30 protein-coding genes and 1 pseudogene are annotated in these 26050 nt (G+C 52.3%); 1 reads left to right on the top strand and 30 read right to left on the bottom strand.

The features are described 5' to 3' along the window. Positions 1-438: 438 nt before the first annotated feature. The 10 genes and pseudogenes from GPK90_RS11675 to GPK90_RS11635 all read right to left on the bottom strand — a co-directional run. Complete coding sequence (locus GPK90_RS11675; protein WP_215703066.1) at positions 439-1086, bottom strand: hypothetical protein; 648 nt, start codon at positions 1084-1086, stop codon at positions 439-441. Between the two features lie 416 nt (positions 1087-1502). Further along, positions 1503-1688, bottom strand: coding sequence for a hypothetical protein (locus tag GPK90_RS11670; RefSeq protein WP_215703065.1), 186 nt, complete (start codon positions 1686-1688; stop codon positions 1503-1505). Between the two features lie 143 nt (positions 1689-1831). Continuing rightward, a complete protein-coding gene (locus GPK90_RS11665) occupies positions 1832-2119 on the bottom strand; it encodes a type II toxin-antitoxin system RelB/DinJ family antitoxin (RefSeq protein ID WP_215703064.1) in 288 nt (95 codons plus the stop codon). Positions 2120-2653: 534 nt separating this feature from the next. After that, positions 2654-3613, bottom strand: a complete 960-nt coding sequence (locus tag GPK90_RS19595) for a transposase (RefSeq protein ID WP_346011253.1) — start codon at positions 3611-3613, stop codon at positions 2654-2656. Between the two features lie 36 nt (positions 3614-3649). Further along, positions 3650-4279: a transposase gene (locus GPK90_RS19590; protein ID WP_346011252.1), complete on the bottom strand. Its 630-nt coding sequence runs from the start codon at positions 4277-4279 to the stop codon at positions 3650-3652. 210 nt (positions 4280-4489) lie between these two features. Next, on the bottom strand, positions 4490-5671 hold the full coding sequence (locus GPK90_RS11655) for an FprA family A-type flavoprotein (RefSeq protein ID WP_215703063.1): 1182 nt from the start codon (positions 5669-5671) through the stop codon (positions 4490-4492). A gap of 19 nt (positions 5672-5690) precedes the next feature. Continuing rightward, entirely contained in the window at positions 5691-6383 is a 693-nt protein-coding gene (locus GPK90_RS11650; protein WP_215703062.1) for a DUF2249 domain-containing protein, read from the bottom strand. Between the two features lie 4 nt (positions 6384-6387). Next, positions 6388-6645 (bottom strand): DUF2249 domain-containing protein, encoded by a 258-nt coding sequence (locus GPK90_RS11645; protein ID WP_097771454.1) that lies wholly within the window; start codon positions 6643-6645, stop codon positions 6388-6390. Positions 6646-6670: 25 nt separating this feature from the next. Further along, entirely contained in the window at positions 6671-6826 is a 156-nt protein-coding gene (locus GPK90_RS11640; RefSeq protein WP_119980167.1) for a rubredoxin, read from the bottom strand. Between the two features lie 33 nt (positions 6827-6859). After that, positions 6860-7380, bottom strand: a pseudogene (locus tag GPK90_RS11635) (ferredoxin); the annotation flags it as partial. A 130-nt stretch (positions 7381-7510) separates the two neighbouring features. On the opposite strand from GPK90_RS11635, the gene GPK90_RS11630 reads away from it, so the two are divergent. Beyond that, complete coding sequence (locus tag GPK90_RS11630) at positions 7511-8206, top strand: Crp/Fnr family transcriptional regulator (protein WP_215703061.1); 696 nt, start codon at positions 7511-7513, stop codon at positions 8204-8206. A gap of 112 nt (positions 8207-8318) precedes the next feature. Here GPK90_RS11630 and GPK90_RS11625 read toward each other — a convergent pair whose 3' ends face one another. The 20 genes from GPK90_RS11625 to GPK90_RS11530 all read right to left on the bottom strand — a co-directional run bounded on the left by GPK90_RS11625 (position 8319) and on the right by GPK90_RS11530 (position 25909). Then, a complete protein-coding gene (locus GPK90_RS11625; RefSeq protein ID WP_215703060.1) occupies positions 8319-8936 on the bottom strand; it encodes a hypothetical protein in 618 nt (205 codons plus the stop codon). 470 nt (positions 8937-9406) lie between these two features. Beyond that, positions 9407-10336, bottom strand: a complete 930-nt coding sequence (gene trxB / locus GPK90_RS11620) for a thioredoxin-disulfide reductase (protein WP_215703059.1) — start codon at positions 10334-10336, stop codon at positions 9407-9409. Positions 10337-10350: 14 nt separating this feature from the next. After that, positions 10351-10674, bottom strand: coding sequence for a thioredoxin family protein (locus tag GPK90_RS11615; protein WP_107000750.1), 324 nt, complete (start codon positions 10672-10674; stop codon positions 10351-10353). Between the two features lie 27 nt (positions 10675-10701). After that, a complete protein-coding gene (locus tag GPK90_RS11610) occupies positions 10702-11745 on the bottom strand; it encodes a ribonucleotide-diphosphate reductase subunit beta (RefSeq protein ID WP_215703058.1) in 1044 nt (347 codons plus the stop codon). 10 nt (positions 11746-11755) lie between these two features. Continuing rightward, positions 11756-14272, bottom strand: a complete 2517-nt coding sequence (locus tag GPK90_RS11605) for a ribonucleoside-diphosphate reductase subunit alpha (RefSeq protein WP_215703057.1) — start codon at positions 14270-14272, stop codon at positions 11756-11758. Positions 14273-14437: 165 nt separating this feature from the next. Beyond that, entirely contained in the window at positions 14438-15649 is a 1212-nt protein-coding gene (locus GPK90_RS11600; RefSeq protein ID WP_015553426.1) for an FprA family A-type flavoprotein, read from the bottom strand. A gap of 22 nt (positions 15650-15671) precedes the next feature. Then, on the bottom strand, positions 15672-17585 hold the full coding sequence (locus tag GPK90_RS11595; protein ID WP_215703056.1) for an acyl-CoA dehydrogenase family protein: 1914 nt from the start codon (positions 17583-17585) through the stop codon (positions 15672-15674). 22 nt (positions 17586-17607) lie between these two features. After that, positions 17608-18039 (bottom strand): RrF2 family transcriptional regulator, encoded by a 432-nt coding sequence (locus tag GPK90_RS11590; protein ID WP_015553424.1) that lies wholly within the window; start codon positions 18037-18039, stop codon positions 17608-17610. A gap of 345 nt (positions 18040-18384) precedes the next feature. Beyond that, positions 18385-19056 carry a GTP pyrophosphokinase gene (locus GPK90_RS11585; protein ID WP_215703055.1) on the bottom strand — a complete coding sequence of 224 codons (672 nt, stop codon included), beginning with the start codon at positions 19054-19056 and terminating at the stop codon, positions 18385-18387. Further along, positions 19053-20747: an FAD-dependent oxidoreductase gene (locus GPK90_RS11580; protein ID WP_215703054.1), complete on the bottom strand. Its 1695-nt coding sequence runs from the start codon at positions 20745-20747 to the stop codon at positions 19053-19055. The genes GPK90_RS11585 and GPK90_RS11580 overlap by 4 nt, the downstream gene beginning before the upstream one ends. Then, complete coding sequence (gene trxA, locus GPK90_RS11575; protein ID WP_215703053.1) at positions 20744-21064, bottom strand: thioredoxin; 321 nt, start codon at positions 21062-21064, stop codon at positions 20744-20746. Before trxA ends, GPK90_RS11580 begins: the two co-directional genes overlap by 4 nt. A gap of 28 nt (positions 21065-21092) precedes the next feature. Further along, positions 21093-21668: a 4Fe-4S binding protein gene (locus GPK90_RS11570; protein ID WP_215703052.1), complete on the bottom strand. Its 576-nt coding sequence runs from the start codon at positions 21666-21668 to the stop codon at positions 21093-21095. Continuing rightward, positions 21665-21868 (bottom strand): 4Fe-4S binding protein, encoded by a 204-nt coding sequence (locus GPK90_RS11565; RefSeq protein WP_107000759.1) that lies wholly within the window; start codon positions 21866-21868, stop codon positions 21665-21667. Before GPK90_RS11565 ends, GPK90_RS11570 begins: the two co-directional genes overlap by 4 nt. 12 nt (positions 21869-21880) lie before the next feature. Beyond that, positions 21881-22126, bottom strand: coding sequence for a ferredoxin-thioredoxin reductase catalytic domain-containing protein (locus GPK90_RS11560; protein WP_215703068.1), 246 nt, complete (start codon positions 22124-22126; stop codon positions 21881-21883). Positions 22127-22215: 89 nt separating this feature from the next. Then, complete coding sequence (locus GPK90_RS11555) at positions 22216-22590, bottom strand: desulfoferrodoxin family protein (protein WP_005946408.1); 375 nt, start codon at positions 22588-22590, stop codon at positions 22216-22218. A 21-nt stretch (positions 22591-22611) separates the two neighbouring features. Further along, the gene (gene rbr / locus GPK90_RS11550; protein ID WP_215703051.1) at positions 22612-23154 is read right to left on the bottom strand and encodes a rubrerythrin; all 543 of its coding nucleotides are present in this window, start codon (positions 23152-23154) and stop codon (positions 22612-22614) included. A gap of 79 nt (positions 23155-23233) precedes the next feature. Further along, positions 23234-23890, bottom strand: a complete 657-nt coding sequence (locus GPK90_RS11545) for a Crp/Fnr family transcriptional regulator (protein ID WP_215703050.1) — start codon at positions 23888-23890, stop codon at positions 23234-23236. A 1-nt stretch (position 23891) separates the two neighbouring features. Further along, entirely contained in the window at positions 23892-24620 is a 729-nt protein-coding gene (locus GPK90_RS11540) for a DUF134 domain-containing protein (protein ID WP_215703049.1), read from the bottom strand. A gap of 211 nt (positions 24621-24831) precedes the next feature. Further along, positions 24832-25131 (bottom strand): hypothetical protein, encoded by a 300-nt coding sequence (locus GPK90_RS11535; RefSeq protein ID WP_215703048.1) that lies wholly within the window; start codon positions 25129-25131, stop codon positions 24832-24834. Positions 25132-25303: 172 nt separating this feature from the next. Continuing rightward, positions 25304-25909: a DUF6088 family protein gene (locus GPK90_RS11530; RefSeq protein WP_215703047.1), complete on the bottom strand. Its 606-nt coding sequence runs from the start codon at positions 25907-25909 to the stop codon at positions 25304-25306. Positions 25910-26050 lie beyond the last annotated feature (141 nt).

Raw genomic sequence — 26050 nt, 5'->3', positions numbered from 1 at the left:
TTTTGCGGATAACACTTTTTGATCACATCTGGGCTGATTATCAATGTTTTTTTGCGGATAACACTTTTTGATCACATCTGTACTGATTATCGATGTTTTTTTTGCGGATAATGGTTTTTGCGCTTTACGGACACCACCAGGTTGCAACATAATCTGACCGGAAATAGGAAGTCAACCATTCTCAAATGAAAAGCCGGCGGCAGGTTTAAGCCCACCACCGGCGAATGCACTATCAGCACATACGGTGAATCTTCCTTATTCCGATATAAATAACCTCATGTACAGCTTGCTATATTCTTCCAACTACCAAGCGGATTCCGTATTTACACCGATTAGATATGTGCGCCGTCGAGCACACCCATTATTGAGGATTACTACATGTTGGTGCAATAACCATTTAATTTTATTTCATAAATGTGATCATCTCTTTTGTATAGCTTAGCAATCGAAATTATCCCAATTCCAGACAGTTTCTGGCCAAAAGGCGGTGAGCTCATTGAGCCAAATAGCGAATTTAATTCTTCCAGCTGGAGTATCTACAAACTTGATTGCAGGAAAATCCATAATGCCCAGAAGCAGCCAGTAAATGCTAGAACCAAATAAATCCTCCGACCAATTTCTGTTCAGAATGTTAAAAAGATCCATAAAATCCTTTTTTTCCTTAAAATCTCTATCATAAATTTCTTCCAAATCAGGAATCAGCATCGCAGCAACCTGAGAGCTGATTTTAGAAGCAGCGATTTTCAAATCATTTTCATCCACATTGAAGTCATCATATGTAGAATCTACCAACATTTTCCCGCAGAAGCGGAACACATCGAGAAATCTAGTATGCATCAGATACTCCTGTTCATAATTAATTGCAGGAGCTGCATAATAAGAAATCAGTGTTTTCATTGCTTCCTTAAGACCATCTTGGTACATAATATCCAGCAAATGTACTTCCGGGAGAACCTGCGCTCTTGAAATAAGATTTTCGACAGAGATATTCGTGATATCGTAACCAGCCTCCTGTACCTTTGCAAGGTCTGCAGTAAGGTTCTTTCTTGTCTCTTCCGAGATTTTAATGAGATTTTTTCTTGTCATTATATGACCCTCCTTGTATGATTTTAATTTCTGTTTGTGCTTCCCAGCAATTGTATCCACACCTACTGAGCCACTCAACAGCTACATATACAGTATGTAAAATTTTCGGGATGATATTATTTGCGGATAACACTTTTTGGTCATTTTATAGCTATAATCCGTATTTATATGTGCATACCCACACCACAATCGTAATGCAGTATATCAATATTAGTTTCGCTTTCAGTATGTCACACGCACGATGATTTTCTGCGGCGGTTTTCTGTCGGAAACCTCTGTATATATTATGAAAAATGATGCGGCACATTAATTGCGATGCTACGGATATCAAAACGACCGGATTTTGGATTTCAGCCACAAAAAAAGAACCCCTTCTAATTTCTTAGAAAGAGTTCATTTCGAGATTTTTGCTTAATTTAATGACATTGGTAAAAAGGAGGCTCTTTTTTAGTATCAGTAATTTTTTTGAATTTGACCAAATCGTCATCGGCCAGTTCCGGGCAATCCTCATCGAAGCAGATGGGATGCCTTTCAGCCGCTTCTAACATTTTTATCTGACTCTTTGTAGGAGCCCTCTTGACATCGATTTCACGTCTTATCATCCTCAGTTCCTATTTTTTCTGTTTATGTTCCCTCTGTATTGTTCGTACTAAACGGACGCAGAATGAAGATTCTAACGTTCCGACGGCTATCATGCGGTTTTGGTGCGATTTATAAAAAGTTGAGTAAGGAATTTTTCTCAACTTCATAATCCATACTTCAATCTCATATCAGAAACCACAAGATCTGCATCTCTGAACATCCCATGTTCTCTGGACTTTTCCAATTTTGCAAGCATTTCTGTCTCCGTCATAGGTACATATGGATTTGATTCTGTCTGCCTTTTTATTTCAAAAGGAAATCCATTTGTCGCAGTTGCCTGGGTTAAAAACATTCTGATTGCTGTTGTTGTATCTGTCCCTAAATCCTTAAATAGTTCATCTGATTTACTCTTTAACTCATCTTCTACCCTGACCTGAATTGTACTATCCATGTTCAACACCTCACTCCCATCTATTTTCTTCATTATAATCACTAAATCATTTCTATTTCAATACATTTGTATTGTTATTACAAAATTTAGAAACTGTTGCTGCCTTTAATCGTGGCTCCACTTGCTTCATGGGTATGAATCTTTGCTTTCTCCTTGGTGTGAATGACCATTGGCTTGTTATCTCCCTTTTTTATCTCCAATGTTCTCACCTGCCAAATTGCTAAACAAAATATTTATAAACTCGTTGCATCATTTAGATATCTTGTAAGCCACTTCATTCCATTATTTTGAAATTTCCAAAATAGAGTGAAAAAAGTATTTTTTGAACTCTTCCAGGCCGAAATCCTTCTTACCATGAAAAATGGGGCTGTCGCACTAGCAAATATTTTTTGCTGGGCGGCAGCCCTGCTTTATGCCCAAATGGGAGCGAAATCGGTTGTGATTTCGCCTCCATCCCTTATAAACACAGTTCATTCCCAGACATCTCTTTCGGCATGCCTGATTTCAAACTGTTTTGTTTTCAACCATTAAAATCTATGCTGTCTTTAATGAAAAAAGATGACTCCCCGTTCTTCCGGTCTGAATCTTGCAATGAAGCTTATTGATATTTCGTCCCATCGCCAAAAGGATGCTCTCTGCCAATGCATTTGCTTTTCCTCGGTACAGATATCTTCGAAAATTCATGTCTTCCTTTACATCAGCAAATGAACCTTCGGCCTGAATACTGCGATTCATACGGAGCATCGTTCCATACTCACTTGTGATCCGTTCCAGATCTTCTGCACGTTTTTGACTCATCGTCTTCGAGACCATCAGCACTTTATTACGTTTTTCCATAGGTGTTTTGCAGTTGTTTCCCTTGATACATTCCGTTTTATAAGGACAGCCGGTACAGTCTGGACTTCTGTAATAAGTTTTTACACTGACATATCCGCTGGCTGTTTTACTTCTGCGTTCATTTGTAACAGACAGTTCCCTTCCATTCCGACAGATATAGCTGTCTCTGTCTGCGTGATACTCCATGTTTTCTCTTCTGCTGATGTCTTTTTTGTATTTTCGGGTTTTCGAAATCTCGTAGTTCTGCGGCTTTATATAAGCGGTCTGTCCGTTTCCCTCAATGAAAAGATAGTTTTCTTCACTTTCATATCCGGCATCTGCAACGATTTCTGAATATTTAAATCCTAAGTGACTCTCCATATCTTTCAAAAAAGGGATCAGGGTGCATGTATCGGTTGGACGCGGGCTAATATCAATCCATATGATGTATTCAGAGTCCACTCCGTGCTGGATGTTATAAGCAGGTTTTAACTGTCCATTCAGCATCGCATCTTCTTTCATTCTCATGAAGGTCGCATCCGGGTCTGTTTTGGAATAACTGTTTCTATCTCCAAGCGTATACAGTTTTTTCGTATATTCCTTTAGTTTCTCCAGATATTGATCCAGCTGTTCCAGGGATTTCTGCAACTGTGCTTTTCTACGTCCAATTCCATGCACGAACACAATTCCCTCCTGTACTTTGACGCGGCACAACTACTTTTTTAACCGTTTTAATGTGTGGATGGATATCTGGTTATGGTATATGGTCCTGATTCCATAGAGTTCTTCGCATTCAGCCACAAAAGAAGTTAGTTTTGTGTATAACCGGACCTGATTTTTCGTAATAGCCCGTTTCCATACAAATGTATATTTATTGGCTGCCGATTCAATCTTGGTGCCATCAATAAAAATGGTCTTTCCCGAAATCTCACCAAGAAGATAGAGCAGATCTGACATTTGGGCAAGCAGAACCTTTGCGTAGGCAGAAAAATGTAGGGAGATAAAACGCGCAATCGTTGCATGATCAGGAGCAGGCATTCCTTCAAGGAGATACATAAAGTTGATATCCCGTTTACATGCTTTTCGGATATCTCGACTTGAGTAGATTCGATTCATTGCTGCATAGATAACGAGTTTCAGCATCTGACGCGGCGTTGCCTGATTTTTTCTGATCCTGCCATAAGTTTTATATAGTTTAGAAAGGTCCATTTCCTCCACAAAAGCACTTACCAGACGAACTGGATCATCAGATGGAATAGAAATCTCTAAATCCAGCGGAAGTTTGATTTGATAATACAGCGAAAATGAGGTATAATCCCTCTGTATTATTTTGTTTAGTCGCATAAACTGATTATACCACGAACGCCGGGCTTTTCGAAGCTCGGCGTTTTGTGTTGGATATATAAAATGAGCTGCCGCACGTTAGTGCGACAGCCCCTTCGATCCATTTTCAAAGCTTCGGCATCACTCAACGCCATATTGTTGTCTAAATAAATCAGCGACGATGTTTTGCTTTTGAGGCATCTGGCGGCCGGACGAAGCCAGACTCGCCGCTTACTCCGCGCAGAGCTCCGCCACCAGAGCGTCCATCTGCGCTTCGCTGGTTTGGTTCAGTGCACCGCGCAGCGATACCTCTGTTTCACACAGTCGGAGTTCCTTCATCTTTTCCAACTCGGCGCGCATCAGCCGCGCGGCAGCAGGGGCCCATGAGCCGTTTTCCATGAGGCCGATCCGGCGTTTTCGGAATCCCCTTGTCTGTAAATGATCCAAAAAGGCCTTCATGGGCGGGAACAGTCCTCCGTCATAGGTGGAGCAGGCCAACACCAGTTTTCCACAGTAGAATGCGCTGGTCACGGCATAGGAAAGGTCTGTTGCCGTCAGATCGCACATGGTGACTTGCGCACCTTTTCCCTCCAGCTTGCTCTTGAGGGCCTCCGATGCATATGCGGTATTTCCATGGATGGACGCGTGGACGATCAGGATGCCCTCCGGGTCTTCCGGTTTCCATTGTGACCAGAGATCATAGAGCCGCAGATACTCCCCCAAGTCTTCTGTGAGCATGGGGCCATGGAGCGGGCAGATCGTTTTGATCTCCAGCGCGGAGATTTTTTTCAGCAGCGCCTGCACCTGTGCACCATACTTTCCGACAATGTTGTAATAATACCGCCGGGCCTGCGGCGCCCAGGGGGCACGGGCAGTCCGTTCCAGTGAACCGAAGCGGCCGAAGGCATCCGCCGAGAACAGGATCTTTTCCTCCTCTTCATACGCTGCCATCACCTCCGGCCAGTGTACCATCGGCGCCAGCAGAAAGCGCAGCCGGTGCAAACCCAAGGAAAGCGTATCTCTTTCGCCAACCTCCAGCATACGGTCTTCCGACAATGCACCTGTACCGAAGAACTGCTTGATCAGGGTAAATGTTTTCGCGTTTCCCACGATCTTCATCTCCGGGTACTTTTGTGCCAGCCGCATGAGGCTGCCGGAATGATCCGGCTCCATGTGTGTGACCACAAGATAGTCGGGGCTGCGCCCCTCCAACACCCGCGCCACATTGGAAAGCCATTCTTCCGCCGCCCGTGCGTCCACGCTGTCCATCACGGCGATTTTCTCGTCCAGAATGACATAGGAGTTGTAGCTCACTCCCATAGGCTGGACGGGGTACTGGTTTTCAAAGAGTGCCAATGTGTTATCATCCACCCCTACATAGCGGATGGCATCTGTTACCGTTTGAATGGTCATAATACAAAACATCTCCTTATCATCTATTCAGGACCTGCATCTCTGGGTTCTTCTCTCCGAATTTCTCGCGCAGCGCACTGCAGATATCCTCCCGGGACTTGCCCTGCTTCTCACCGTTTTTAATGAGCTTGTACGCTTGAAACAGCGCCGAGGGGCCGATCTCGCTGCTGAAAAAGCCGATGCCCTGATTCCATGCCAGCAGCTCGAACACATCGTCCAACGCGGCGCTCTCCACACCGTGGATATATGCCTTTACCAGCTCCCGCGCCGCCTGCCTCATCCGGCCCGCACCGACAGCGTTGGTCAGGGACAGCAGCAGCCGCGTTTCGTAGGGCAGTACGCGCGTCTCGCTCTGCCATGTGGTCTCCCAAAAATCCACGGCGATCTGCCCCAGCTTTTCATCGATCATGGGATAGTTCAAAAGAGCCAGCGGCTTGAAGGGAGCGGAGCTGTCGCCTTCCTTCTTCTCTGTGCGGCAGAACCAGACATGGAACTCCGCCTCACGCCGCTGCTCGGTGTGGTGCTCGTAGCCCAAGCCCTCCATGACAGCGTACAGTGGATGCGGCTCAAAGGTCTGGATGATGTGTAATCCTTCGCCCACCTCCAACGCCTCGGCTCTTTTCTTCAGCCCTTCAAAGAAGCTGCCCTGTATATGGCGCACATCCACGGTCTGAAACCCCTGCGCCTTATTCTTCCAGTTTTCGTAGCTCATGCGGTTATTCTCCTTTCTTCACTCGATAAAACCAGATGTGATATTCGCTGCCGCTCACCTTCTCCGTGTGATGCTCAAAGCCCATAAGGGCCAGCACCGGGTACAGGGGGACAGGCTCGAAGGTCTGGATGATATGCAGTCCTTCGCCGTTTTTCAGCGCGGCAGCCTTTGCCTTCAATGCGGGGAAGAAGTCCATCTTTTTGCCCCGCACGTCCATCACTTCGAATGTGCCGATTTTGTCCTTCCAGTTTTCATAACTCATAGTCTTTGCCTCTCTTGCAGAAAGCTCACGCCTCTTCGAAGGAATCCTTACCCACGCCGCACAGGGGGCACTCAAAATCCTCCGGCACCTCGCTCCAGGGCGTACCGGGAGCGATGCCGCCCTCCGGGTAACCTGCGCTCTCGTCGTATTCCCAGCCGCAAACGCTGCATACATACTTCATCGTGATTCTTCCTTTCTATTTCTAATGATTTTGTTATTCTTCCACCAACCGGCCGTCCACTGTCACGGTGACCACCTGCAACGGAATGAATTTCCGCTCTGCTGGAGCGCCTTTTTCGCCGCCATCTCCAGCCCGCCGCAGCAGGGTACCTACATGCGGACGACGGTGACGCTCTTGATGTCGTTCTCCCGGATGATTTCGGTCAGCTTTTCGGAATAGTCCACGCCGTCCAGCTTAGGACAGCCCACCAGGGTGATGTGTCCCTTGATGAACCGCTCGTGGAAAGCGGCGTAGGCGTAGGCGGCGCAGTCGGCGGCAATCAGGAGCCGTGCACCGTCAAAATACGGGGCGTTTACTGGCACCAGCTTGACCTGCACCGGCCACTGGGAAAGGCGGCTCGTCTGCTGGGCTTGCGGCGTTTCCACGGCGGGCACGTCCTGGCGCTGAATATTCCGGGACTTGCTGCCGGGGCAGCCAAAGGACAGGGTCATGCCCTCTTTCCGCATTTTCCGCTGCTTATTTTCCATGACGGCCTGCTCGTCATAGGCCACAGCCGTTGCATTTATCCTGATCGATTTCAATGATCCGTCGTTTCATGTTCGATCCTCCTGTTGCTTTTGTGAGTTCATTGTACTATACTAAAAGCAACAAGTCAGTTGAATTTTCAACGAAAGAGAACTTTTTATGAAAGAATTTTTTCCGGTACTTCATACGGCGGCGCTTTTCTCCGGCATTTCCGACGATGAGCTTGCCGTCATGCTCTCCTGCCTTGGGGCGAAGATCGACACCTTCCCCAAAGGCTCACGCCTGCTCCGCGCCGGGGATCCGGTGGAGGAGGTGGGTCTCGTGCTGGCGGGCAGCGCCCTCATCGTGCAGGAGGATATCTGGGGAAACCGTAACATCCTCTCCAAGACCGGGCCGGGGCAGACCTTCGCGGAGGTATTCGCCTGCGCGCCGGGAGCGGTGCTGAACGTGAGCGTAGAGGCGGAGAGCGCGGTGACGGTGATGTTTCTACACATAAGGCGCGTTTTGAGCGTGTGCCCCTCCGCCTGCTCCCACCACAGCCGGATCATCCGCAACCTGCTGGACGAACTGGCAGAGAAGAATCTGCGGCTCAACGCAAAACTCACCCACATGGCCCAGCGCACGACGCGTGCAAAGCTGATGTCCTATTTTTCCGCCGAGGCACAGCGGCGCAGCGTCTATGAGTTCGACATTCCGTTTTCAAGGCAGCAGCTTGCGGATTACCTCGGTGTGGAGCGCAGCGGGCTGTCTGTGGAGCTTGGAAAAATGCGGGATGAGGGCCTGCTCGACTTTCACAAAAGCCATTTCCTTCTCAAAACGCCGGAGACTGACCGTCCCTTTCCTTCTGCGCGTTAAGGAGCCCCCTTTGGGCGTATTGGCAAGTGCGGATAACCCCGTCAGCCACGGAGCGTCGGGGTTTTGCAGATGGAAGAAGCAACTACGGTCTGTAGAGATCGGCAGGACAGCGTCAGCTCGTACAATCTGATTTGATCATACCCACAGCCGCTTTGGCTGTGGGTATTTTCTGTTTGAACTCCAAAAGCTTTGCAGAGCTCAAGGAGCCTAAGCCTTCACCGCGTCCAGGTATCTTTTCATTTTGCGGTGTGTATTCGTAACACTGGAAAGTGATCTGCCATTTTTCCTGAATGGCGTTATGGATCTCATCCACGCTGTAATAAATACACTCATTCTCCGGTTTGGCGGTACCTTCCATATAGATATGCCGATCCAACTGGCGGGCATGAGATTCACTGGTAAGCTTACCCAGCTTTTCAATAAGCCGTTCGCTTTTCTTGGCCGTAATGAAGCGAGAGGATTCCACCGCGTCCACCAGCAATTTTAACTCCGGCAGTTCAAATAACCGTTCTCCTGCGAAGTATCGGTTCTGGGTGCTTTTGACACAGACGATGTCCATGCCGTTACTTTGCAAGACTTCAATAGTGGAATATACGCTCTTGCGCCCTGCCTGAATGCCATGTTCCCGCCAGAAGGCAAGAATATCCGCTACGGAAGCCGGATGCTGATCATCCGTATGCTCATACAGATACTGCAAGAGCAGCAGACCGTATTGGGATTCATTTTTCATACCGCTTTCCTTTTCTATTTCCACATTTTTAGGAACAATTCGTTACAGTACTTCTTTATAGCTATACCTTTCGGGTGATATACAAGCCCTCGCGGTGATTAAGTCATGACTTTTTTCTGCTCACATTTTCGCGGCAAATCTCCAAGGCTGGGAGCGGCAATCATAATCGTACAACCGGAGCAGCGCCGCGCCGATTTTCTCAAATTATGTGACGCCGTCACAGTAAAACCGCTTGTCACGCGGTATACTACGCATAAAAGCACAGCCGCAGAGTACATCTGTGGCTGTGCTTTTATGTTCAGTTGCTCACTGTTGCGTGGACTGGATATGGAGAGACAACATATCTCCCGAACTTACATGGGTTATCTTATCTGCCATCACTCTGGCAGTTTGCCTTGCAGATATGTCGGCATCTCCACTGCGGTCGTATCCAGCCTGACCTTAAACATGGCTTTTTCAATCTACCTCCCTTATCGGTTTTCCGCGATATATTTCTCCGCCATGTGGACTGCCATCGCGCCGTCCGCCACGGCAGTGACCACCTGACGGAGGGGCTTCGTCCGTACGTCGCCCACGGCGTAAACGCCGGGAATACTGGTTTCCGTGGTCTCTCCGGCCACGATATAGCCGCCGCCGTCCAGCGCCAGTTGACCCACCGCCAGCGCCGTGGCGGGCTGTCGGCCCACGCTGACAAATACGCCGTCGCAGTCCACCACGCTTTCCTCACCGGTGACGGTGTCCCGCAGGCGTACGCCGGTCAGCCTGTCCCCGGAAAGCAGCGCGGAAACGGTGCTGTTCCAGCGGAATTCCACATTTTCGGCCTGTTCCAGTAGCTCGTGATAGATCTTGGTGGCCCGCAGGGTGTCTCTGCGGTGGACGAGGATCACTTTTTTCGCCACGCGGCTGAGAAGGAGGGCATCTGCCGCGGCGGAATTGCCGCCGCCCACCACGACCACCGTTTTGCCCTTGTAAAACATCCCGTCGCAGGCGGCGCAGTAGGCCACGCCTCGGCCCACCAGTTCCAACTCTCTGGCCACGCCCAGCGTTCTGGGGTCTGCGCCGGTGGCCAGCACCACGGTTTTCCCACGGAAGATCCCCTCGCTGGTCTCCACGAGCTTGGGAACCGCCGTCAGATCCATGCGGAGAACTTCCGCGTATTCGCTGCGTGCCCCAAAACGCTCCGCCTGCTTTTGCATCTTCTCCGCCAGAGAGAAGCCGTCGATCCCGTTCTCAAAGCCGGGGTAGTTGTCGATCTGCTCGGTCAGGGCCATTTGCCCACCAGCAGACAGCTTTTCCAGCACGACGGTGTCCAACCCCGCCCGTGCCGCGTACAGGGCGGCGGTGTAGCCGCCCGGGCCGCCGCCCACCACGAGCATATCATAAACATGATTGTTGTTCATATCTGAACCCTCCGTTATTTCGCCAAGGCTTCCTGAATGAAGCGGTCGATTTCTGCCTTTGAGCCAGGCGCGGTGATGGAATCCACGGCCTTTCCGTTCCGGTACAACACCAGAGTTGGGATGACCTCGATCCCCTCGGCCCCCGCCAGCCGCGGCTCCTCGTCAATATTGATCTTGCTGACAACGAGGCTGTCCGCGTATTCCTCTCCAATCTTCTCATACGCAGGGCCGATCCTCCGGCAATAGCCGCACCAGGGCGCCCAGAAATCCACCAAAACGGGCTTTTCGCCCCGGGTCGCCTGCTCAAACTGCTCCTGATTCATATTCATAGCTGCCATATCTGTCAGCTCCTTTCCTTTGTTTTCTTATAAATCGTCTATCAATGCGGTGCTCTTGGCGTAGGCGGTACTGCGTGCCTCAAAGAAATCGGTCTTGACCATGTTGGCGTCGGCGTACTGGCTGACCCATTCCATGCTCTCCGGTTCGCTCTCAAAGCCCGGATACAATGCCGGATAGCCAAGGCTCGTCCAGCGAAGATTGCCGAGATAGCGGATGTAATCGCTGATCATCTGCCGGTTCAACCCCGGGATGTCGTCGCCGATCACATAATGCCCCCATGCGATCTCCTGCTCCACGCCCTCACGCATCATCTCGCGCAGCGCTTGTACGCTCTCGGCGGTGAACAACTCCGGCTGCTCCTTTTGCAGCTCCGTGATGATATTGCGGAACAGCCACAAGTGCGTGTTCTCATCGCGGTTGATGTAGCGAATCTCCTGCGCCGAGCCGGGCATCTTCCCGTTTCGGGAGAGATTGTAGAAGAACATAAAGCCGCTGTAAAAATAGATGCCCTCCAAAATATAGTTCGCCATCATCACGCGCAGCAGCGAGGGAGCGTCCTTCCGCTCCTGAAACTCGTTGTAGCAGTCCCCAATGAAGGTGTTGCGGCGCAGCAGATGCTCGTCCGTTTTCCATTGGTAGAGGATGTCATTGCGCTCCACGGGGGAACAGATGGTGTCGAGCATATAGCTGTAGCTCTGTGAGTGGACACACTCCTGAAACGCCTGAATGGACAGGCAGAGATTGACCTCGTTGGCGGTAATGTAGGCGCCGATATTAGGCAGGTTCGCTGTCTGAATGGAATCCAAAAAGACAAGAAAACTTAAAATTTTATCGTAGGCGCTGCGCTCGGCTGACAACAGGCGGGGATAGTCCTTCACATCCTGCGAGAGATTGATCTCCTCAGGGATCCAAAAATTGTTCATGGCCTGCCGGTACCAGTCGCTGACCCAAGCGTACTTCATATTGTTGAAGTCGTTGAGGTTGGTGGTATTGCCGCCGATCATGCGCCGCAGGCGCACATCAAGGTCGCCCTCCGGGTTAAAGAGGGGCTTTTTCTTCAGTTCCGTCATGCTATCCTCCTTATGACGAGCAGCTTTCGCAGTCCTCGACCTCAAGGGCCTTGCTGCGGACATAGTAAATGGTCTTAACGCCGACCCTCCACGCCTCTAAATACAGTCTGAGCACCTGACGCATGGAATAGTCATTGGTGATATAGAGATTCATGCTCTGCGCCTGGTCAATATGTCTCTGGCGAAGGCCCGCGGCGCGCACCGACCAGCTTTGGTCGATCAGATGCGCCGCCTTATAGTACCACCATGTATCCATAGAAAGCTCCGGGGCAACGCGGGGCAGCATGCTGCCCTTTTTCTCCTCTAAGAAGAATTTCTTCATAATTGGATCGATGCCCGCCGACGTGCCGGAGAGGATAGATGTGCTGGAGGTCGGTGCGACCGCCAGCAAATATGCGTTGCGCATTCCCTGCACCGCCACCGTTTCCGCAAGCGCCTGCCACTTTTCGGAGGTATAACCCCGCTTTTCAAAATACGCGCCCGTCTGCCAGTCGCTGCCCTCAAAGAGTGCGTAACGACCCTTTTCCCGTGCCAGTGCTGCGTCCGCCTTGACGGCGGCGTAGTTGATGTGCTCGAACACCGCGTCGGTGAAGGCAAGGTGCTCCTCGCTCTCCCAGCGGATGCCGCGCTTTGCCAGCATGTGGTGGTAGCCGCTGACGCCCAGGCCGATGCTGCGGTACTTCTGATTGGTAAGCCGCGCGTATTCCAACGGGTAGAAGTTGAGGTCGATCACATTATCCAGTGCGCGGATGGCCGTTTCCACCGTGCGTTCCATATAGGCCTCGTCCTCCACCGGCAGATTACCGAGAGACAGACTCGCCAGGTTGCAGACCACAAACTCACCTGGGCGTGTGGCCGTCACCACCACTGTGTCGCCGTTCTGCGTGTGCACCTCAGTGCTGATGTGCTCGATGGGCGCCATGTTCTGCGCGATCTCCGTGCAGAGATTGGAGCAATAGATCATTCCCGAGTGGCCGTTTGGGTTCATATGATTTACACTGTCGCGGTTGAAGGCGAAGGGCGTGCCGGTCTCCACTGCCGAGCGAAGCACCAGCCGCACGATGTCCTTGACGGTGACACTGCGCTTTTCGATGCGCGGGTCATTGACGCAGTCCAGATACCGCTTCTCCCATTCCGTACCCCAGTAATCCTCCAGTGCGTAGCCCTTGACCGTGAGGATCTCATGCGGACACATGAGATGCCACGGCGCGTCTATGTTCTCCTCTGCCAGTCGCCAGAAGAGATCCGGATAGCACACGGCAGGAAACACATCATGCGCCTTCATGCGGTCGTCGCCGTTGTTGGTGCGCAGTTGAAGGAATTCCGGCAGATCCCGGTGCCATGCGTCTAAGTAAACCGCCACAGCGCCCTGCCGCATCCCCAACTGATCCACCGCCACGGCGGTGTCGTTGACCAGCCGGATCCATCGGATAACACCGCCCGCCGCCCCTTGAAAGCCGCGGATGGTGCTGCCTGCAGCGCGCACCTTACCGAAGTACATCCCCATTCCACCGCCGAATTTAGAGACCTTTGCGAAGTTGTCCAGCGAGCGGTAGATGCCGTCCAGACTGTCCGGAACAGTGTCCACAAAGCAGCTTGAAAGCTGATGGTAGGGCTTTCGTGCGTTGGACATGGTAGGTGTCGCCATCGTGACCTCCATACGGCTGAGCATATCGTAAAAGCGTTTTACCCACCCCATGCGGTCAGAGCCTTCGTTCATAGCAAGATGCAGCGCGATACCCAAAAACATCTCCTGCGGTGTTTCCAGCGGCACGCGGCTGCGTGACTGGATCACATAGCGTTTGAGCAGCAGGTCAAGTCCGGAGTAGGTGAACAGCTCGTCCCGTTCCGGGCAGAGAAAGTCCTCCGCCATGGCGATCTCCTCGTGGGTATAGTGGGCAAGAATATAGTCACCGTAGAGTCCCTTATCCGTCAGATAGCGAAGCCTGCCATAGAGGTCGCCGATGCCGCGCCTCTCCCATTCCTGTGCATTGCGACAGCGAAAGGAGTGGTTCAGAAGCCGCGCCGCGATGAACTCCCACTTGGGTGCCTCTTCCGTAGTCAGCTCTACCGCTGCCTTGGTCAGTGCCTCAGCCCGCTCATCCTCCATCATGCCCGGGCGACAGAAGCTCTCAAACTTCATTTGAAGCGCCGCGAGGGAGTAGATTTCCTCGGTAAAATCCATCTGGATACGGCGCAGCACCTCGTCAAGCGAGTTATCCCCCACCGTCTGCGCGATGGTATGCCGGACGCGGCGCAGCGCAGACCGCTTTTCGCGATAGAGGATGTACGCCTTGGCTACCTCATAGTGTCCGCGCTCCATGAGCGTCCGCTCCACCTCGTCCTGCACACGTTCCACGGTGAGCGGTACTGTGACGGAGAGATTGTCGAGAACGGTGGCGAGGATCTCCTCCAGTTCTCCGCCCCCAATCTCCCTTCCCTGTCCATCAAACGCTTTTTTCATAGCGTTGAAAATTTTCTCCTTTTGAAAAGGAACAGACTTCCCGTTTCGTTTTCTGATCTCCATTTCGATCCTCTCATCTTCTCCGGTCACTTCTCATGTCCTTTTGGGCAAAGAGCGGGCAAGCGCAGTATCACGCTTGCCCGCTCTGTTTTTGAAAGCCGGTTTTTCTGCAGCCGACACGGCGGGGCTGTTTGTTGTCTGTTGTCTTGGTTTTAGCTTCCCTGCCAATCACTTCATAGATTCCAGAATGGCGTCCGCCAGTGCTTCCAGCTCAGTGCGCTTGTCCGTGCCCATGGACGAGGCGAGGCTGAGCCGCTCGTTGAGCACCGTCATGTTCTTAAGCTCATCGTTGACGAATTTCTGCATGAGATCACCGGACTTCACCGCCCATGAGCCGTTTTCAATGATGGCAAAGGTGCGGTTTTGCAGATTCAGCGCCTTCATATCCATGAGGAAGTCATGCATGGCGGGGTAGATGCCGAGATTGTAGGTCACAGAGGCCAGGACAATGTGACTGTACTTAAACGCCTCGGAGATCAGCTGGGAGACATGAGTGGAGGACACATCGTACATCGCCACCTTGCTCATGCCCTTATCGCAGAGCGACGCCGCCAGCGCCTGCGCCGCGTTCTCCGTGTTGCCGTACATAGAGGCGTAGACGATGAGCACGCCCTGGGTCTCAGGGGCATAGCGGCTCCATGTGTCGTACTTTTCGATGAACCAGCCCAGATCCTTGCGCCACACGGGGCCGTGGAGCGGGCAGATGTACTTGATCTGATCCAAAACGCCGCCGGCCTTTTTCAGCAGGAGCTGGATGTGGGGGCCGTACTTGCCCACGATGTTGGTGAGGTAGCGGCGGGCGTCGTCCAGCCAGTCCCGCTCGAAGTCCACCTCGTCGGCGAACAGCTTTCCGTCCAGCGCGCCGAAGGTGCCGAAGGCGTCGGCGGAAAAGAGGACGCCGTCGGTGACGTCGAGGGTCACCATGGCCTCCGGCCAGTGAACCATAGGCGCGCCCACAAAGGTGACTGTGTGCTTGCCGAAGGAGAAGGTGTCGCCCTCCTTCACCTCGATGCACTCATGTCCGTCCACATGGAAGCCGAACTGCCGCATGAGCATGAATGCCTTCTCGTTGGAGATCAGTTTCACCTTGGGATGGCGCAGCAGGATCTCCTCGATGCAGGCGGCGTGATCCGGCTCCAGATGGTTGACCAGCAGGTAGTCCAGCTCGCGGCCATCCAGCACATACGCCAGATTTTCCAAAAGCTGGCGGCAGGCAGACCAGTCCACCGTGTCAAAGAGCACCGTCTTTTCATCCAGCAGGCAGTAGGCATTGTAGCTTACGCCCCGGGGAATGGGAAAGCAGTTTTCAAACAGGGCCAGGCGATGGTCGTTGGCGCCCACCCAGTAGAGGTCGTTCGTTACTTTACGCACGCAATACATCTTATCTTACCTCCTTCATGGCTCAAGCCTTTACAAATTGATCCTTCGTCTCCGCGCACTCCGGGCACACCCACTCGGCGGGAAGCTGCTCAAAGAGCGTACCCGGCGCGATCTCGCCGTCCTCGTCGCCCAACTCCGGCACATACTCGTAGCCGCAGCCGCTGCAGACATAGCGGTCGCCGATGGGGGCGGGCTTCGGCGGTGTGGGCCGCTTCATCTTTACCATAGGCGGCGCGGGCAGCTTTTCGCCGCTATCCAGCGCAGCAGTGAGCAGGGGCAGGATCTCCTCCACATCGCCCACGATGCCGTAGTCGCAGTTCTTGAAGATAGGCGCGTTACCGTTCTTATTGATGGCCACGATGGTGGAGGCGTCCTTGATGCCCTTAAGGTGCTGGGATGCGCCGGAGATGCCACAGGCGATGTACAGATTGCCGGTGAACTTCTGACCGGACATACCCACATAGCGGTTCAGCGGCAGATATTTGAGAGTCTCCGCCACAGGGCGGGAAGAACCGATGGCCGCGCCGGCAGCCTTGGCCAGCGACTCTACCAGTTTCATGTTCTTTTTCTCCCCGATGCCCTTGCCCGCGGAGACCACCCGCTCCGCCTGCGGGATGGGCGTATCCATAGGGATGCCCACGGAGAAGTCGTGACCATCCTTCTTCAGCGCCGCTACAAGGTCGGCCACCTGCTGGGCAGCATCCCCTTCCCGGAAGATGGTCTTTTTGCGAATGCCGGTGATGGGCGCGGGTTTCTTGGCCGCCGAACGGCTCTCGCCGCCGGAGCTCTTGCCCAGCCTGCCCACCAGATGAGAGGCGATGACCACCCGCTGGATCTCGTTAGTGCCCTCGTAGATGGTGGTGATCTTGGCGTCGCGGTAGGCCCGTTCCACCTCCATGCCCTTGAGGAAGCCACTGCCGCCGTAGATCTGCAAGGCATCGTTGGTGACCTCCAGCGCGATGTCCGAGGCGTACATCTTCGCCATGGCGGACTCCATGCCGTAAGGCGCGTGCTGCTCCTTCAGCTCCGCCGCGGAGTAGATGAGGAACCGGGCGCAGCGCAGCTTGGTGGCCATATCCGCCAGCTTGAAGGCGATGCTCTGCTGGGCCGCGATGGGCTTGCCGAACTGGACGCGCTCCTTGGAATAGCTCAACGCGTGCTCAAACGCGCCTTGGGCGATGCCCAGCGCCTGCGCGGCGATGCCGATGCGTCCGCCGTCCAGCGTGGACATGGCAATCTTGAAGCCCTCGCCCTCCTTGCCCAATAGGTTTTCCTTGGGAACCTTCACGTCGTTGAAGATCAGCTCCGCCGTGGAGGAGGAGCGAATACCCATCTTGTCATAGTGGTCGCCGAACTCAAAGCCCTTCCAGCCCTTCTCTACGATGAAAGCGGAGATGCCCCGGGTGCCGATGTCCGGTGTGGTGACGGCGAAAACCACATAGATGTCCGCCTTAGGGGCGTTGGTAATGAAGATCTTGCCGCCGTTGAGGAGGTAGTAGTCCCCCTTATCCAGCGCCGTGGTCTCCGTGCCGCCGGCATCGGATCCGGCGTTGGGCTCCGTAAGGCCGAAGGCGCCGATCTTCTCGCCCTTGGCCAGCGGAACCAGATATTTCTTCTTCTGCTCTTCGGTGCCATAGGCGAAAATGGGCCATGAGCCGAGGGAGACGTGGGCGGAGAGGATTACGCCCGCGCCGCCGTCCACACGGGCCAGCTCCTCCACCGCGATGGCGTAGCTTAAGACATCAAGACCGGCACCGCCGTACTCCTTGGGGTAGGGAATGCCCATCCAGCCCAGCTTACCCAGCTTCTTGACAGCCTCCTCGGGAAACTCATTATTCTGATCCATTAAAAATGCGAGGGGCTTGATCTCCTCCTCCGCAAAACTCCGAATCTTCGCGCGCAGCTCTTCGTGCGCCGCCGTGGTTTGAAACAGCATATGGGTACCTCCTCTTAAAATTTTACAGCTTGCTTGTATCTTGGGGATCGGATCCGCCGGTCAGCAGCCTGCGCAGGCTCACGGCACGGAACGCCTCGTCCTGCTTTTGCTGCAAGGCCGCCAGCTGACAGTGGATGGCGCACCGCCCATGCTTGTCCTGCCAGCGGCATTCATATCCCGGCTCCATGCAGGCGCACAGGATGCCCCGCTCCCCCACGACCCCCATGAGATCGTAGAGGGAGGTCGCGTCCAGATCGCAGGACAGCGCGCAGCCACCGAGGGCGCCGCGGCTCACCCGCACCAAATTGCCGGCGGAGAGCTTGCGCAGAATCTGGTAGGCAAACTGATTGGGGATCAATTCCGTTTCCGACATCTCGGCCACCGAATGCTTCTCCCCGTCCAGCAGCACCCGCAAAATGCGCAGTGCGTAGTCCGTCTCTTTGGTGATGATCATGCTCCACATCCTCTTTTCGCTTGCTTGTTAATGCCATCATATCAATCTTGATAAATTTTGTCAAGATTATTTCCAAAAAAAATATATCGTTTTAACACAGACCGCTCCAGCCCGGGTCAGCTTCGCTTTCCATTCAGCGAAAAGCCATGTTCCTTACAATTATAGAAGCCGAAAAAGCTGTGCCGTGGCAGTCCGCCGAAAGCAGAAAAGACTATGCCTTAAAACCAGAAAGCGGAGAAATTGGTTGGGGCTCGCAGGGGTCGCCCACCCAAGGCGGATAAGGCGGTCCCTGGCAAGTCCAAGGCAAGCACCAAAGTGCGTGCTTTTCATTTTATATTCGACACATTATGTTATGATATGCAGTAAATGTTCCATCTTACCGTCCCATTCTCTGCTGGAATCGGCGCACTCTTTCAGTTCAGTTTCGACTTCAGCATTTATCGGCAAGTTTTTCTTATAGCGGATGGTATGCTCAAGGCTTGCCCAGAAGTCCATAGCGATTGTACGGAGTTGTATCTCCACCGGCACATGGATCACTTTTTCCGCAAAGAATACCGGCAGCCGGATCGTCAGGTGCAGACTGCGATAGCCATTTGGCTTAGGGTGTGAAATATAATCTTTCTCTGTGATGATTTCAATGTCAGACTGTTTTTTTAAGCACTTTGCCAAAAAGAACACATCCTTCTCGAAAGAGCAGATCACCCGCACACCGGCAATATCCATGATATTTGTCTGCATGGTCGGAAAATCCAGAGGAAGTCCGCGTTTCTGCATCTTATTCATAATGCTGGACGGCGACTTCAAGCGGCTTTTTATACTTTCTATCGGATTGCGATCATGCTGCAATGAAAACTCTTCGTTTAGAATTTCCAACCTGCTTTCCAGTGCTTTCAGCGCACATCGGTATTGCAGCATGACTTCCTGATACCTGCGATTTTCGCTTAAAAGGCGCTGGCACTGCAAATCATCTAAGCCTTTATCTGTCGCAACCGTCAAGCCAAATAAATTCTCACTCATAGCTTCTCCTTTCCGCAGGGATAGGCGCTCCGCGCTGTCTGCCGCTCTTGTGTTACGACCTGATAAAAACTGTATCCGCCGGAAAGATGGGAACAGGTGAAACCGTACTGCGTCAAAAGTCGGCAGGCCAGATAACTGCGAAGCCCTGTCTGGCAATTCACATAAACAGGCTTACCCCGGTCTAACTCGTCCAAATGCTCCCGCAGATCATCCAGTGGAATATTGCGGAATCCATTCAAGTGCCCACGCCGATATTCGCCTTCTGTACGGACATCCAGCAGTGTCGCATTGCCATCGCAAGGCAAGTCCTCAACCTCATTCCAATGGAACTGCCGTACCTTCCCGCTCTCCAAATCCTCGATCATAAAACCGACCATATTGACCGGGTCTTTGGCAGAGGAATAGGGCGGCGCATAGGAAAGGTCAAGCTCCGTCAGTTCCAAGGCTGTCATTTTTGCGCGAATGGCCGTTGCCAGTACATCAATGCGCTTGTCCACGCCCTCGCCGCCAACGATCTGCGCACCCAGCAGCCGCAGGCTTTCTTTTTCATACAGCACCTTCATTGCCATAGACTGTGCGCCGGGATAATAGGTAGCGTGGGATGCTGGGAAAAGTACGACTCTGTCGTAAGCAATCCCTGCTGCCTGCGCTGCCTTCTCATTGATCCCCGTAGAGGCCGCGGTCAAGCTAAACAATTTCAGAACAGACGAACCCTGAGAGCCGTGAAAGTGGCTGTTTCCGCCGCAGATGTTGTCGGCGGCAATGCGTCCCTGCTTGTTGGCAGGCCCCGCCAGCGAGATCAATGCTTTTTGGCCGGTCACGAAATGGGTGACCTCTACGGCATCGCCCACAGCGTAGATATCCGGCGCGGAGGTTTCCATCCGCTCGTTGACAGCGATGCTGCCCCGGATGCCCAGCTCAAGTCCGGCCTCTTTTGCCAGATGGGTGTCCGGCGTGACGCCGATGGCCAGCAGCACCATGTCGGAGCGCAGCGGCTCACTTTCCTCCAGCAGCGTCAGCACGGAATCTCCGTCCTGTCGGAATCCGGTGACGGTTTCATCCAACCGCAGAGCCACGCCGTGTCTGCGCATTTCCGCATGGACAAAGCTGGCCATATCCGCATCCAGCGGCGCTAATAGCTGCTTCAGACGCTGGACGATGGTAACCGAAACGCCCATCTCCACAAGGTTTTCCGCCATTTCCAGACCGATAAAGCCGCCGCCAGCCAAAACAGCGGTTTTCGGCTTCTGATCCTCTACAAAGCGTCGAATGCGGAGGGTGTCTTCCACGGTGCGCAGGGTAAAGACCCGCTCGCTGTCCACGCCGGAAAGCGCAGGAACCGTCGGCTTTGCGCCGGGGGCAAGAAGCAGTTTGTCATAGGTTTCCATGTAGACCTTCCCGCTGTCCAGTGCGTGGACGGTGACGGTTTTCTCTGCGGGATTGATCGCAGTTACTTCCTGCCGTACTCGCACATCAATGCGAAAGCGATCCCAAAAGCTCTCCGGAGTTTGCAGCGTCAGTTCTTCTTGCTCTTTGATCACGCCGCCTACATAATACGGCAGACCGCAGTTGGCATAGGACACATAGCCGCTGCGCTCGATCATGATGATCTGCGCGTGTTCATCCAAACGGCGGATGCGTGCGGCGGAAGAAGCACCGCCCGCCACACCGCCTACGATTACAACTTTCATCTTGCGCCCTCCACCATTGCGGTAATCTCCGACTTAGGCCGATAGCCCACCGATTTGGCAACGGCCTTTCCATCCTTGAATACGACCAGCATTGGGATACTGGACACCTGAAAACGCATTGCCAGCTCCATCTGCTCGTCCACATTGACCTTGCCCACCTTGAGCGCACCGCTTTTTTCTTCGGCAAGCTCATGCAGTATGGGAGAGAGCATTTTGCACGGTCCGCACCAGTCCGCATAGAAATCCAGCAAAACGGGTTGGTCGGAACGCAGTACCTCGTTTTCAAAATTCGCAGCAGTAATTTTCAGTTCAGTCATGAGAAAAACTCCTTTCTGTTATCCTTAATTATTCTTTGTTATTCAGCTTGCAAATGCCCTGCGTCATGGTTCCCATGGGACAAAACGCACACCATGTCCGGGGCTTATAGAGCACCATAACGATCAGGCCCAGCAGCAGAGAGGTCAGCATGAGGCTATAAAAGCCAAAGCTGAACTGCGCCAGCCAATCAGCGACTGTACCGGCTGTATAAGTCCAGTCCCAAGGCACACGGAATGTCCAGAACAGCTTAATGGCCTCCCGCAGGGACGCAGCACCAGCAGCGACCAGATAAGTTTGAAACACCATGTTGCCGAACATCGTCAGGAAAAAGATCAAAAAGCCATAACGGAACCACTTGGAGGACATCCAGCGGGGCGTGGGCTTGCAGCGGGAGCATTTAAGGTCTGTCCCCAGCTTGCTGAACAGTTGACCCCGTCCGCAGAGGTGGTTGCAAAAGTATTTGTTCCTACCAAAGATGGCTAAGAACAGCGGCAGAAGAAAATCGATCATGCCCAGCCACGCGAACAGGATATTGAAAAAGCCCAGTGCAAAATAGATGATGGCATATACCCACAGGTAATCGTACCAATGCTTTACTTTCATGCGTCAGCCCTCACTTTCACCTCAATGCAGCCGACGGGACAGATCTTTGCGCACTTGCCGCAGCCTACGCATCGTTCCGCCTCCACAGCGGCGTAGCAGCCGCGGCGCACCTTGACGGCCCCCAGTGGACAGGTATTTTCACACACGCCGCAGGCGACGCACCGCGTCTTATCTATGGCGGCCAGTTTCTTTGACAGCATAGCGTTCCTCCCTTAATCCTGCAAGGATTTGTAATAGAGCATACAGTGACAGAATCCCTCGAAGCCCGGATCTGCAATTTGATCCTTAAACTCCTGACACATACATTTGGTCGCCTCTGTGCGCTCCCTGCGGCAGGGGCAGTACCCGCCGGTGCGCTTGAGTCCTTCTCTGATGGTGCTGACAATCTCCTGATCGGGATTAAGCTTGATTTTCATGTTCGCCACCTCTTTCTTGTTTATTGATTGTGGCTTTATCATACCGCAGGACAAAGCATTTTTCTGTGACGAGGTCACGTTGATAAAAAAAATCCGGTGCTCAAAAAAGCACCGGATTTTTGAAAGATGAATCACGCTTTCCACAGACTGTGGAGGTTGCAATAGGCGTAGACCGCTTCGACCTCATCGCCCTCGCAGAGAGCGAAGCAGACCTCCGGTTTTTCGCCGGGATGCAGTTCCTTACGCTGATTGCCCTGCTTGGTCTGGAGAGATACCCATTCGATGTAGTGCTCCGGCAGCATGGGATGCTCCACGGAGCCGACCTTGACATGAACGATGCCGTTTTCCACCGTCCAGACAGGGACGTGCTTCTCCACGGCGGCGTCGGTGGTGCCGGGAACGATCTCGCTCATCGGCTCGCCGCAACAGACGACAGGGACGCCTGCGTCCTTAACTTTGGCAATGATGTTACCGCAATGCTTGCAAATGTAAAACTTCTGCTCCATGATAATTCTCCTTTTCTTTCTTTAATAGTTTTCTGCGTGAATTTCAAAATAGCTCTGGGGATGGTTGCAGGCTGGGCAAACCTCCGGAGCTTTCTCACCGATCACAATGTGACCGCAGTTGCGGCACTCCCATACCTTGACCTCACTCCTGGCAAAGACCTCCGCCATCTCCACATTGTGCAGCAGGGCACGGTAGCGCTCCTCATGGTGCTTTTCAATGGCGGCTACCAGGCGGAAACGCTGGGCCAGCTCATGGAAACCTTCCTCATCGGCGGTTTTGGCAAAGCCGTCGTACATATCCGTCCACTCGTAGTTCTCGCCCTCAGCGGCGGAGAGAAGGTTTTCTGCGGTGTCACCAATGCCGTTCAGTTCTTTGAACCACAGCTTAGCGTGTTCCTTCTCGTTGTCAGCGGTTTTGAGGAACAGCGCCGCGATCTGCTCAAAGCCATCCTTCTTGGCCTTGGATGCAAAATAGGTGTACTTGTTGCGTGCCTCGGACTCACCAGCAAAGGCAGCCATCAGATTTTTTTCGGTTTGAGTTCCTGCGTATTTCGTTTCTTTCATGGTGGATACTCCTTCCTGTTTTTCTGCTTTTATTGTAACACATCTATGATTTTCTTCTGTGACGAAGTCACATTTCTTTTTATTTTAGACGATTTAGTCTGTTCTTATCCCGCAGCGTGATTGCACCACGCTTCAGCTCCACCAGTCCGTCCTCCGAGAAGCTCTTGAGCATCCGCGCCACCGCCTCCCTCGCCGAGCTGATGTGCTGGGCAATCTGCTCATGGGTCATGCGTATGGTATCGGAGCCGGTACGCTCCGCTTCGGCCAGGAGAAAATCTGCCAGCCGCCGATCCAAACCCTTGAACATGATCTGCTGCATCGCCCACATCACATCAGAAAATCGTTTCGTTGCCAGTTCATAGAGGAAGCAGCGGACATGAAGATTTTGCTCCTTGAGCACAGCGATGACATTTGCAGGGATAATCAGAACCTCCGTATCCATTCCCGCGGTCATTTGCGTATCAAAGGTGATCTGACTGATCACACAAGAGGCAGAAAGCACGCATAGTTCGCCCGGATACAGGCGGAACAGCGTTACCTCCCTCCCCTCCTCGGAGAGAAGATAGGTGCGGATCTCGCCGGAAAGGACAAACAGCATTCCGAGACATTCATTGTCGCTGCTGTGAACGAACGCGCCCTTTTCATAATGACGGACAAAGGCGCTTCGGCGTAGCGTTTCCATTTCGTGTTCGGTCAAGGATGACCAGAACGGAAGTTGTGTCAGTGTGCGTTCCATATCAATGGCAGCTATGCTTGCCGCAGCCGTGGTCACCGCAGGTGTGCCCATCCTCGCCGTGGTCATGGTGATCACAGTGAACATTGGGGTCGTAGCCCAGATTTCCGCTGAGCAATGCGCTCACCGCCGCGTCAGCGTCCCCGCTGACACCGCCGCCGATGCCTCCGCAAATCAAAGTGTCCACGCCGTTCTGCATCAGGAATCCTGCCAGTGCGCCGTGACCGCTGCCGTTGGTATCAACGACTTCCGCATGGACGATTTTGCCGTCCACAGCTTCATAAAGCTTGAACTGCTCGGTGTGACCGAAATGCTGAAAGATTTGACCGTTTTCATAGGTAACTGCAATTTTCATAATGGAATCTCCTTTGCAAGTTTTGCCTGATTTTTCCATGTTGGCTCTCTGCATCCGGCAACAACGGCCGCAGTGAGCTGCCTCCTGTCCTCCGCAGATGCGGTAGTTTCCCCCGGTGATGTGCAGCGGTTTCCCGTGGACAAGACACGCTACGATCTTGCTCCGTGCGCTTTCGTAAATTTCCTGCATGGTAGAGCGGGAAATGTCCATTTGAGCGGCACACTGCTCGTGGGTTTGCTGCTCCAAGTCAACCAGCCGAATGACCTCGTATTCGTCCAGCGTCAGCAGGATCGGCTCGGTATTCTCGCACCCGTTAGGACAGAATATATCGACCTGTGGTACGCCACAAATTCGACGGCACCGTGGCGGTCTTGGCATGGGAGCTTTCCTCCCTTTGTATTCGGTATATTCCGATTATAGCACTTTGAGCAGAAAAAAGCAATTTTTTCAAAAGCTGCTACATTTTCCGTCCTCATATGTGTGCTGGCTGATATTCGGTGTCGAAGACTACGTGTGAGCCATGTTCGTATTGTCAGATTATCTACATTTGACAGAACTTCGCAGGGCATGATGAATTTGCTTGGATTCATTATGAGTTTAGTTTACATGCAAGCTTTTCCTTTTTGTCCGTCTGATTTTCTTCAGCTTCTTTTTCGGCTTCCTTTTCCTTATTCGGATCCATTTCCTTTGCCGAATCAGATGGATCGGCGAATGTCATATCATTTCCCTCAGCTGCTGTTGTTTCTTTCTTATCCTGTTCTTCCGTCGGGGCATTTACGATATCCGGGTCTTCCGCCAGCAGATTGGTAACTGCCGTAACCGTGGCTTGATCAGAAATGCGGCTCTGGATTGCGTCGCACGGGAATAACTTACCGCCATCATAAATCATCCCATTTTTCATGGTCGGATAAAAAATTAATTATTCCGTATTTGACAGCTCTTCATCAGCTTCCATCAGGCGTTTCAATGCTACTCTTAAGTCATCCGTATCATCAGTCGTATCTGTGGGAAGATCGACCACATAATATGTATGTACCTTCTCTTATCGTTTTCCCCTTCTTTCAAGAGCAAATCTGCTTGATTGTATTGCTCAACCAGACAGACGTTTGTTGTGCCTCGTTCAGAACAGCTACTTTGTCCGCATCGCTGAGTCTGCGCCGAATGATTTCAAACTGTTTCTCATTCAGGTTCCCTTTACCAATCGCTTTGAGTGCCTGAATAATCATAGCCGTTATGGGAGACATTCCGGATATTTCCCGATTGTTACGGTGCTTGAACTCCAATGCAACATTACCAACCTGAAACTGATGGTATGGCCCATCGCTGATATAACTCCATTTAGCAGGTACCTGTGTAGAAAGACCAAGCATATTTAGAGCTGTGTCCCCACAAGGGGCAATCGTCCAGTTGAACTTTCGTGCAATCGCTTCTGCAACCTTGTTCGGAGAAGGAGTTTCATATTCCTGTATCAGTTCGCTGTACCGTGGATAGTAATATACACCACGCATGATCTTTTGAATTTTTCCAGCTTTTTCTAAACGGAGCAAAGCCTGACGCACAGTATTATATTCGCCCAGATCAAAGAAGTCAGATGCAATATAAACATTGTCGCGACTCCCGCTTTCAATTCGCTCCATCACTTGATGGGTGATACTATCCTGATGCACGGTCTCACCTCCAAAATGTTTTTGTCGCAATTATTGTACAACTTTTGCGACAAAACTTCATGAACTATTTTGATCCTCCACACTGTCATTAGCCTCATCTGCACATTATTCTATCATAGACAATGCATAATAGCCATGCGC

The sequence above is a fragment of the Clostridium sp. MCC344 genome (assembly GCF_018785365.1).
GTDB lineage: Bacteria > Bacillota > Clostridia > Lachnospirales > Lachnospiraceae > Pilosibacter.
The sequence above is the reverse complement of the archived record's forward strand: the minus strand, read 5'-3'. Positions and strand labels throughout refer to the sequence as shown.

Excerpts from the sequence above, each read along its gene's own strand:
- GPK90_RS11675 (WP_215703066.1), bottom strand. The coding sequence starts at position 1,086 with ATGACAAGAAAAAATCTCATTAAAATCTCGGAAGAGACAAGAAAGAAC.
- GPK90_RS11670 (WP_215703065.1), bottom strand. The coding sequence starts at position 1,688 with ATGATAAGACGTGAAATCGATGTCAAGAGGGCTCCTACAAAGAGTCAG.
- GPK90_RS11665 (WP_215703064.1), bottom strand. The coding sequence starts at position 2,119 with ATGGATAGTACAATTCAGGTCAGGGTAGAAGATGAGTTAAAGAGTAAA.
- GPK90_RS19590 (WP_346011252.1), bottom strand. The coding sequence starts at position 4,279 with ATGCGACTAAACAAAATAATACAGAGGGATTATACCTCATTTTCGCTG.
- GPK90_RS11655 (WP_215703063.1), bottom strand. The coding sequence starts at position 5,671 with ATGACCATTCAAACGGTAACAGATGCCATCCGCTATGTAGGGGTGGAT.
- GPK90_RS11650 (WP_215703062.1), bottom strand. The coding sequence starts at position 6,383 with ATGAGCTACGAAAACTGGAAGAATAAGGCGCAGGGGTTTCAGACCGTG.
- GPK90_RS11645 (WP_097771454.1), bottom strand. The coding sequence starts at position 6,645 with ATGAGTTATGAAAACTGGAAGGACAAAATCGGCACATTCGAAGTGATG.
- GPK90_RS11640 (WP_119980167.1), bottom strand. The coding sequence starts at position 6,826 with ATGAAGTATGTATGCAGCGTTTGCGGCTGGGAATACGACGAGAGCGCA.
- GPK90_RS11630 (WP_215703061.1), top strand. The coding sequence starts at position 7,511 with ATGAAAGAATTTTTTCCGGTACTTCATACGGCGGCGCTTTTCTCCGGC.
- GPK90_RS11625 (WP_215703060.1), bottom strand. The coding sequence starts at position 8,936 with ATGAAAAATGAATCCCAATACGGTCTGCTGCTCTTGCAGTATCTGTAT.
- trxB (WP_215703059.1), bottom strand. The coding sequence starts at position 10,336 with ATGAACAACAATCATGTTTATGATATGCTCGTGGTGGGCGGCGGCCCG.
- GPK90_RS11615 (WP_107000750.1), bottom strand. The coding sequence starts at position 10,674 with ATGGCAGCTATGAATATGAATCAGGAGCAGTTTGAGCAGGCGACCCGG.
- GPK90_RS11610 (WP_215703058.1), bottom strand. The coding sequence starts at position 11,745 with ATGACGGAACTGAAGAAAAAGCCCCTCTTTAACCCGGAGGGCGACCTT.
- GPK90_RS11605 (WP_215703057.1), bottom strand. The coding sequence starts at position 14,272 with ATGGAGATCAGAAAACGAAACGGGAAGTCTGTTCCTTTTCAAAAGGAG.
- GPK90_RS11600 (WP_015553426.1), bottom strand. The coding sequence starts at position 15,649 with ATGTATTGCGTGCGTAAAGTAACGAACGACCTCTACTGGGTGGGCGCC.
- GPK90_RS11595 (WP_215703056.1), bottom strand. The coding sequence starts at position 17,585 with ATGCTGTTTCAAACCACGGCGGCGCACGAAGAGCTGCGCGCGAAGATT.
- GPK90_RS11590 (WP_015553424.1), bottom strand. The coding sequence starts at position 18,039 with ATGATCATCACCAAAGAGACGGACTACGCACTGCGCATTTTGCGGGTG.
- GPK90_RS11585 (WP_215703055.1), bottom strand. The coding sequence starts at position 19,056 with ATGAGTGAGAATTTATTTGGCTTGACGGTTGCGACAGATAAAGGCTTA.
- GPK90_RS11580 (WP_215703054.1), bottom strand. The coding sequence starts at position 20,747 with ATGAAAGTTGTAATCGTAGGCGGTGTGGCGGGCGGTGCTTCTTCCGCC.
- trxA (WP_215703053.1), bottom strand. The coding sequence starts at position 21,064 with ATGACTGAACTGAAAATTACTGCTGCGAATTTTGAAAACGAGGTACTG.
- GPK90_RS11570 (WP_215703052.1), bottom strand. The coding sequence starts at position 21,668 with ATGAAAGTAAAGCATTGGTACGATTACCTGTGGGTATATGCCATCATC.
- GPK90_RS11565 (WP_107000759.1), bottom strand. The coding sequence starts at position 21,868 with ATGCTGTCAAAGAAACTGGCCGCCATAGATAAGACGCGGTGCGTCGCC.
- GPK90_RS11560 (WP_215703068.1), bottom strand. The coding sequence starts at position 22,126 with ATGATAAAGCCACAATCAATAAACAAGAAAGAGGTGGCGAACATGAAA.
- GPK90_RS11555 (WP_005946408.1), bottom strand. The coding sequence starts at position 22,590 with ATGGAGCAGAAGTTTTACATTTGCAAGCATTGCGGTAACATCATTGCC.
- rbr (WP_215703051.1), bottom strand. The coding sequence starts at position 23,154 with ATGAAAGAAACGAAATACGCAGGAACTCAAACCGAAAAAAATCTGATG.
- GPK90_RS11545 (WP_215703050.1), bottom strand. The coding sequence starts at position 23,890 with ATGGAACGCACACTGACACAACTTCCGTTCTGGTCATCCTTGACCGAA.
- GPK90_RS11540 (WP_215703049.1), bottom strand. The coding sequence starts at position 24,620 with ATGCCAAGACCGCCACGGTGCCGTCGAATTTGTGGCGTACCACAGGTC.
- GPK90_RS11535 (WP_215703048.1), bottom strand. The coding sequence starts at position 25,131 with ATGATTTATGATGGCGGTAAGTTATTCCCGTGCGACGCAATCCAGAGC.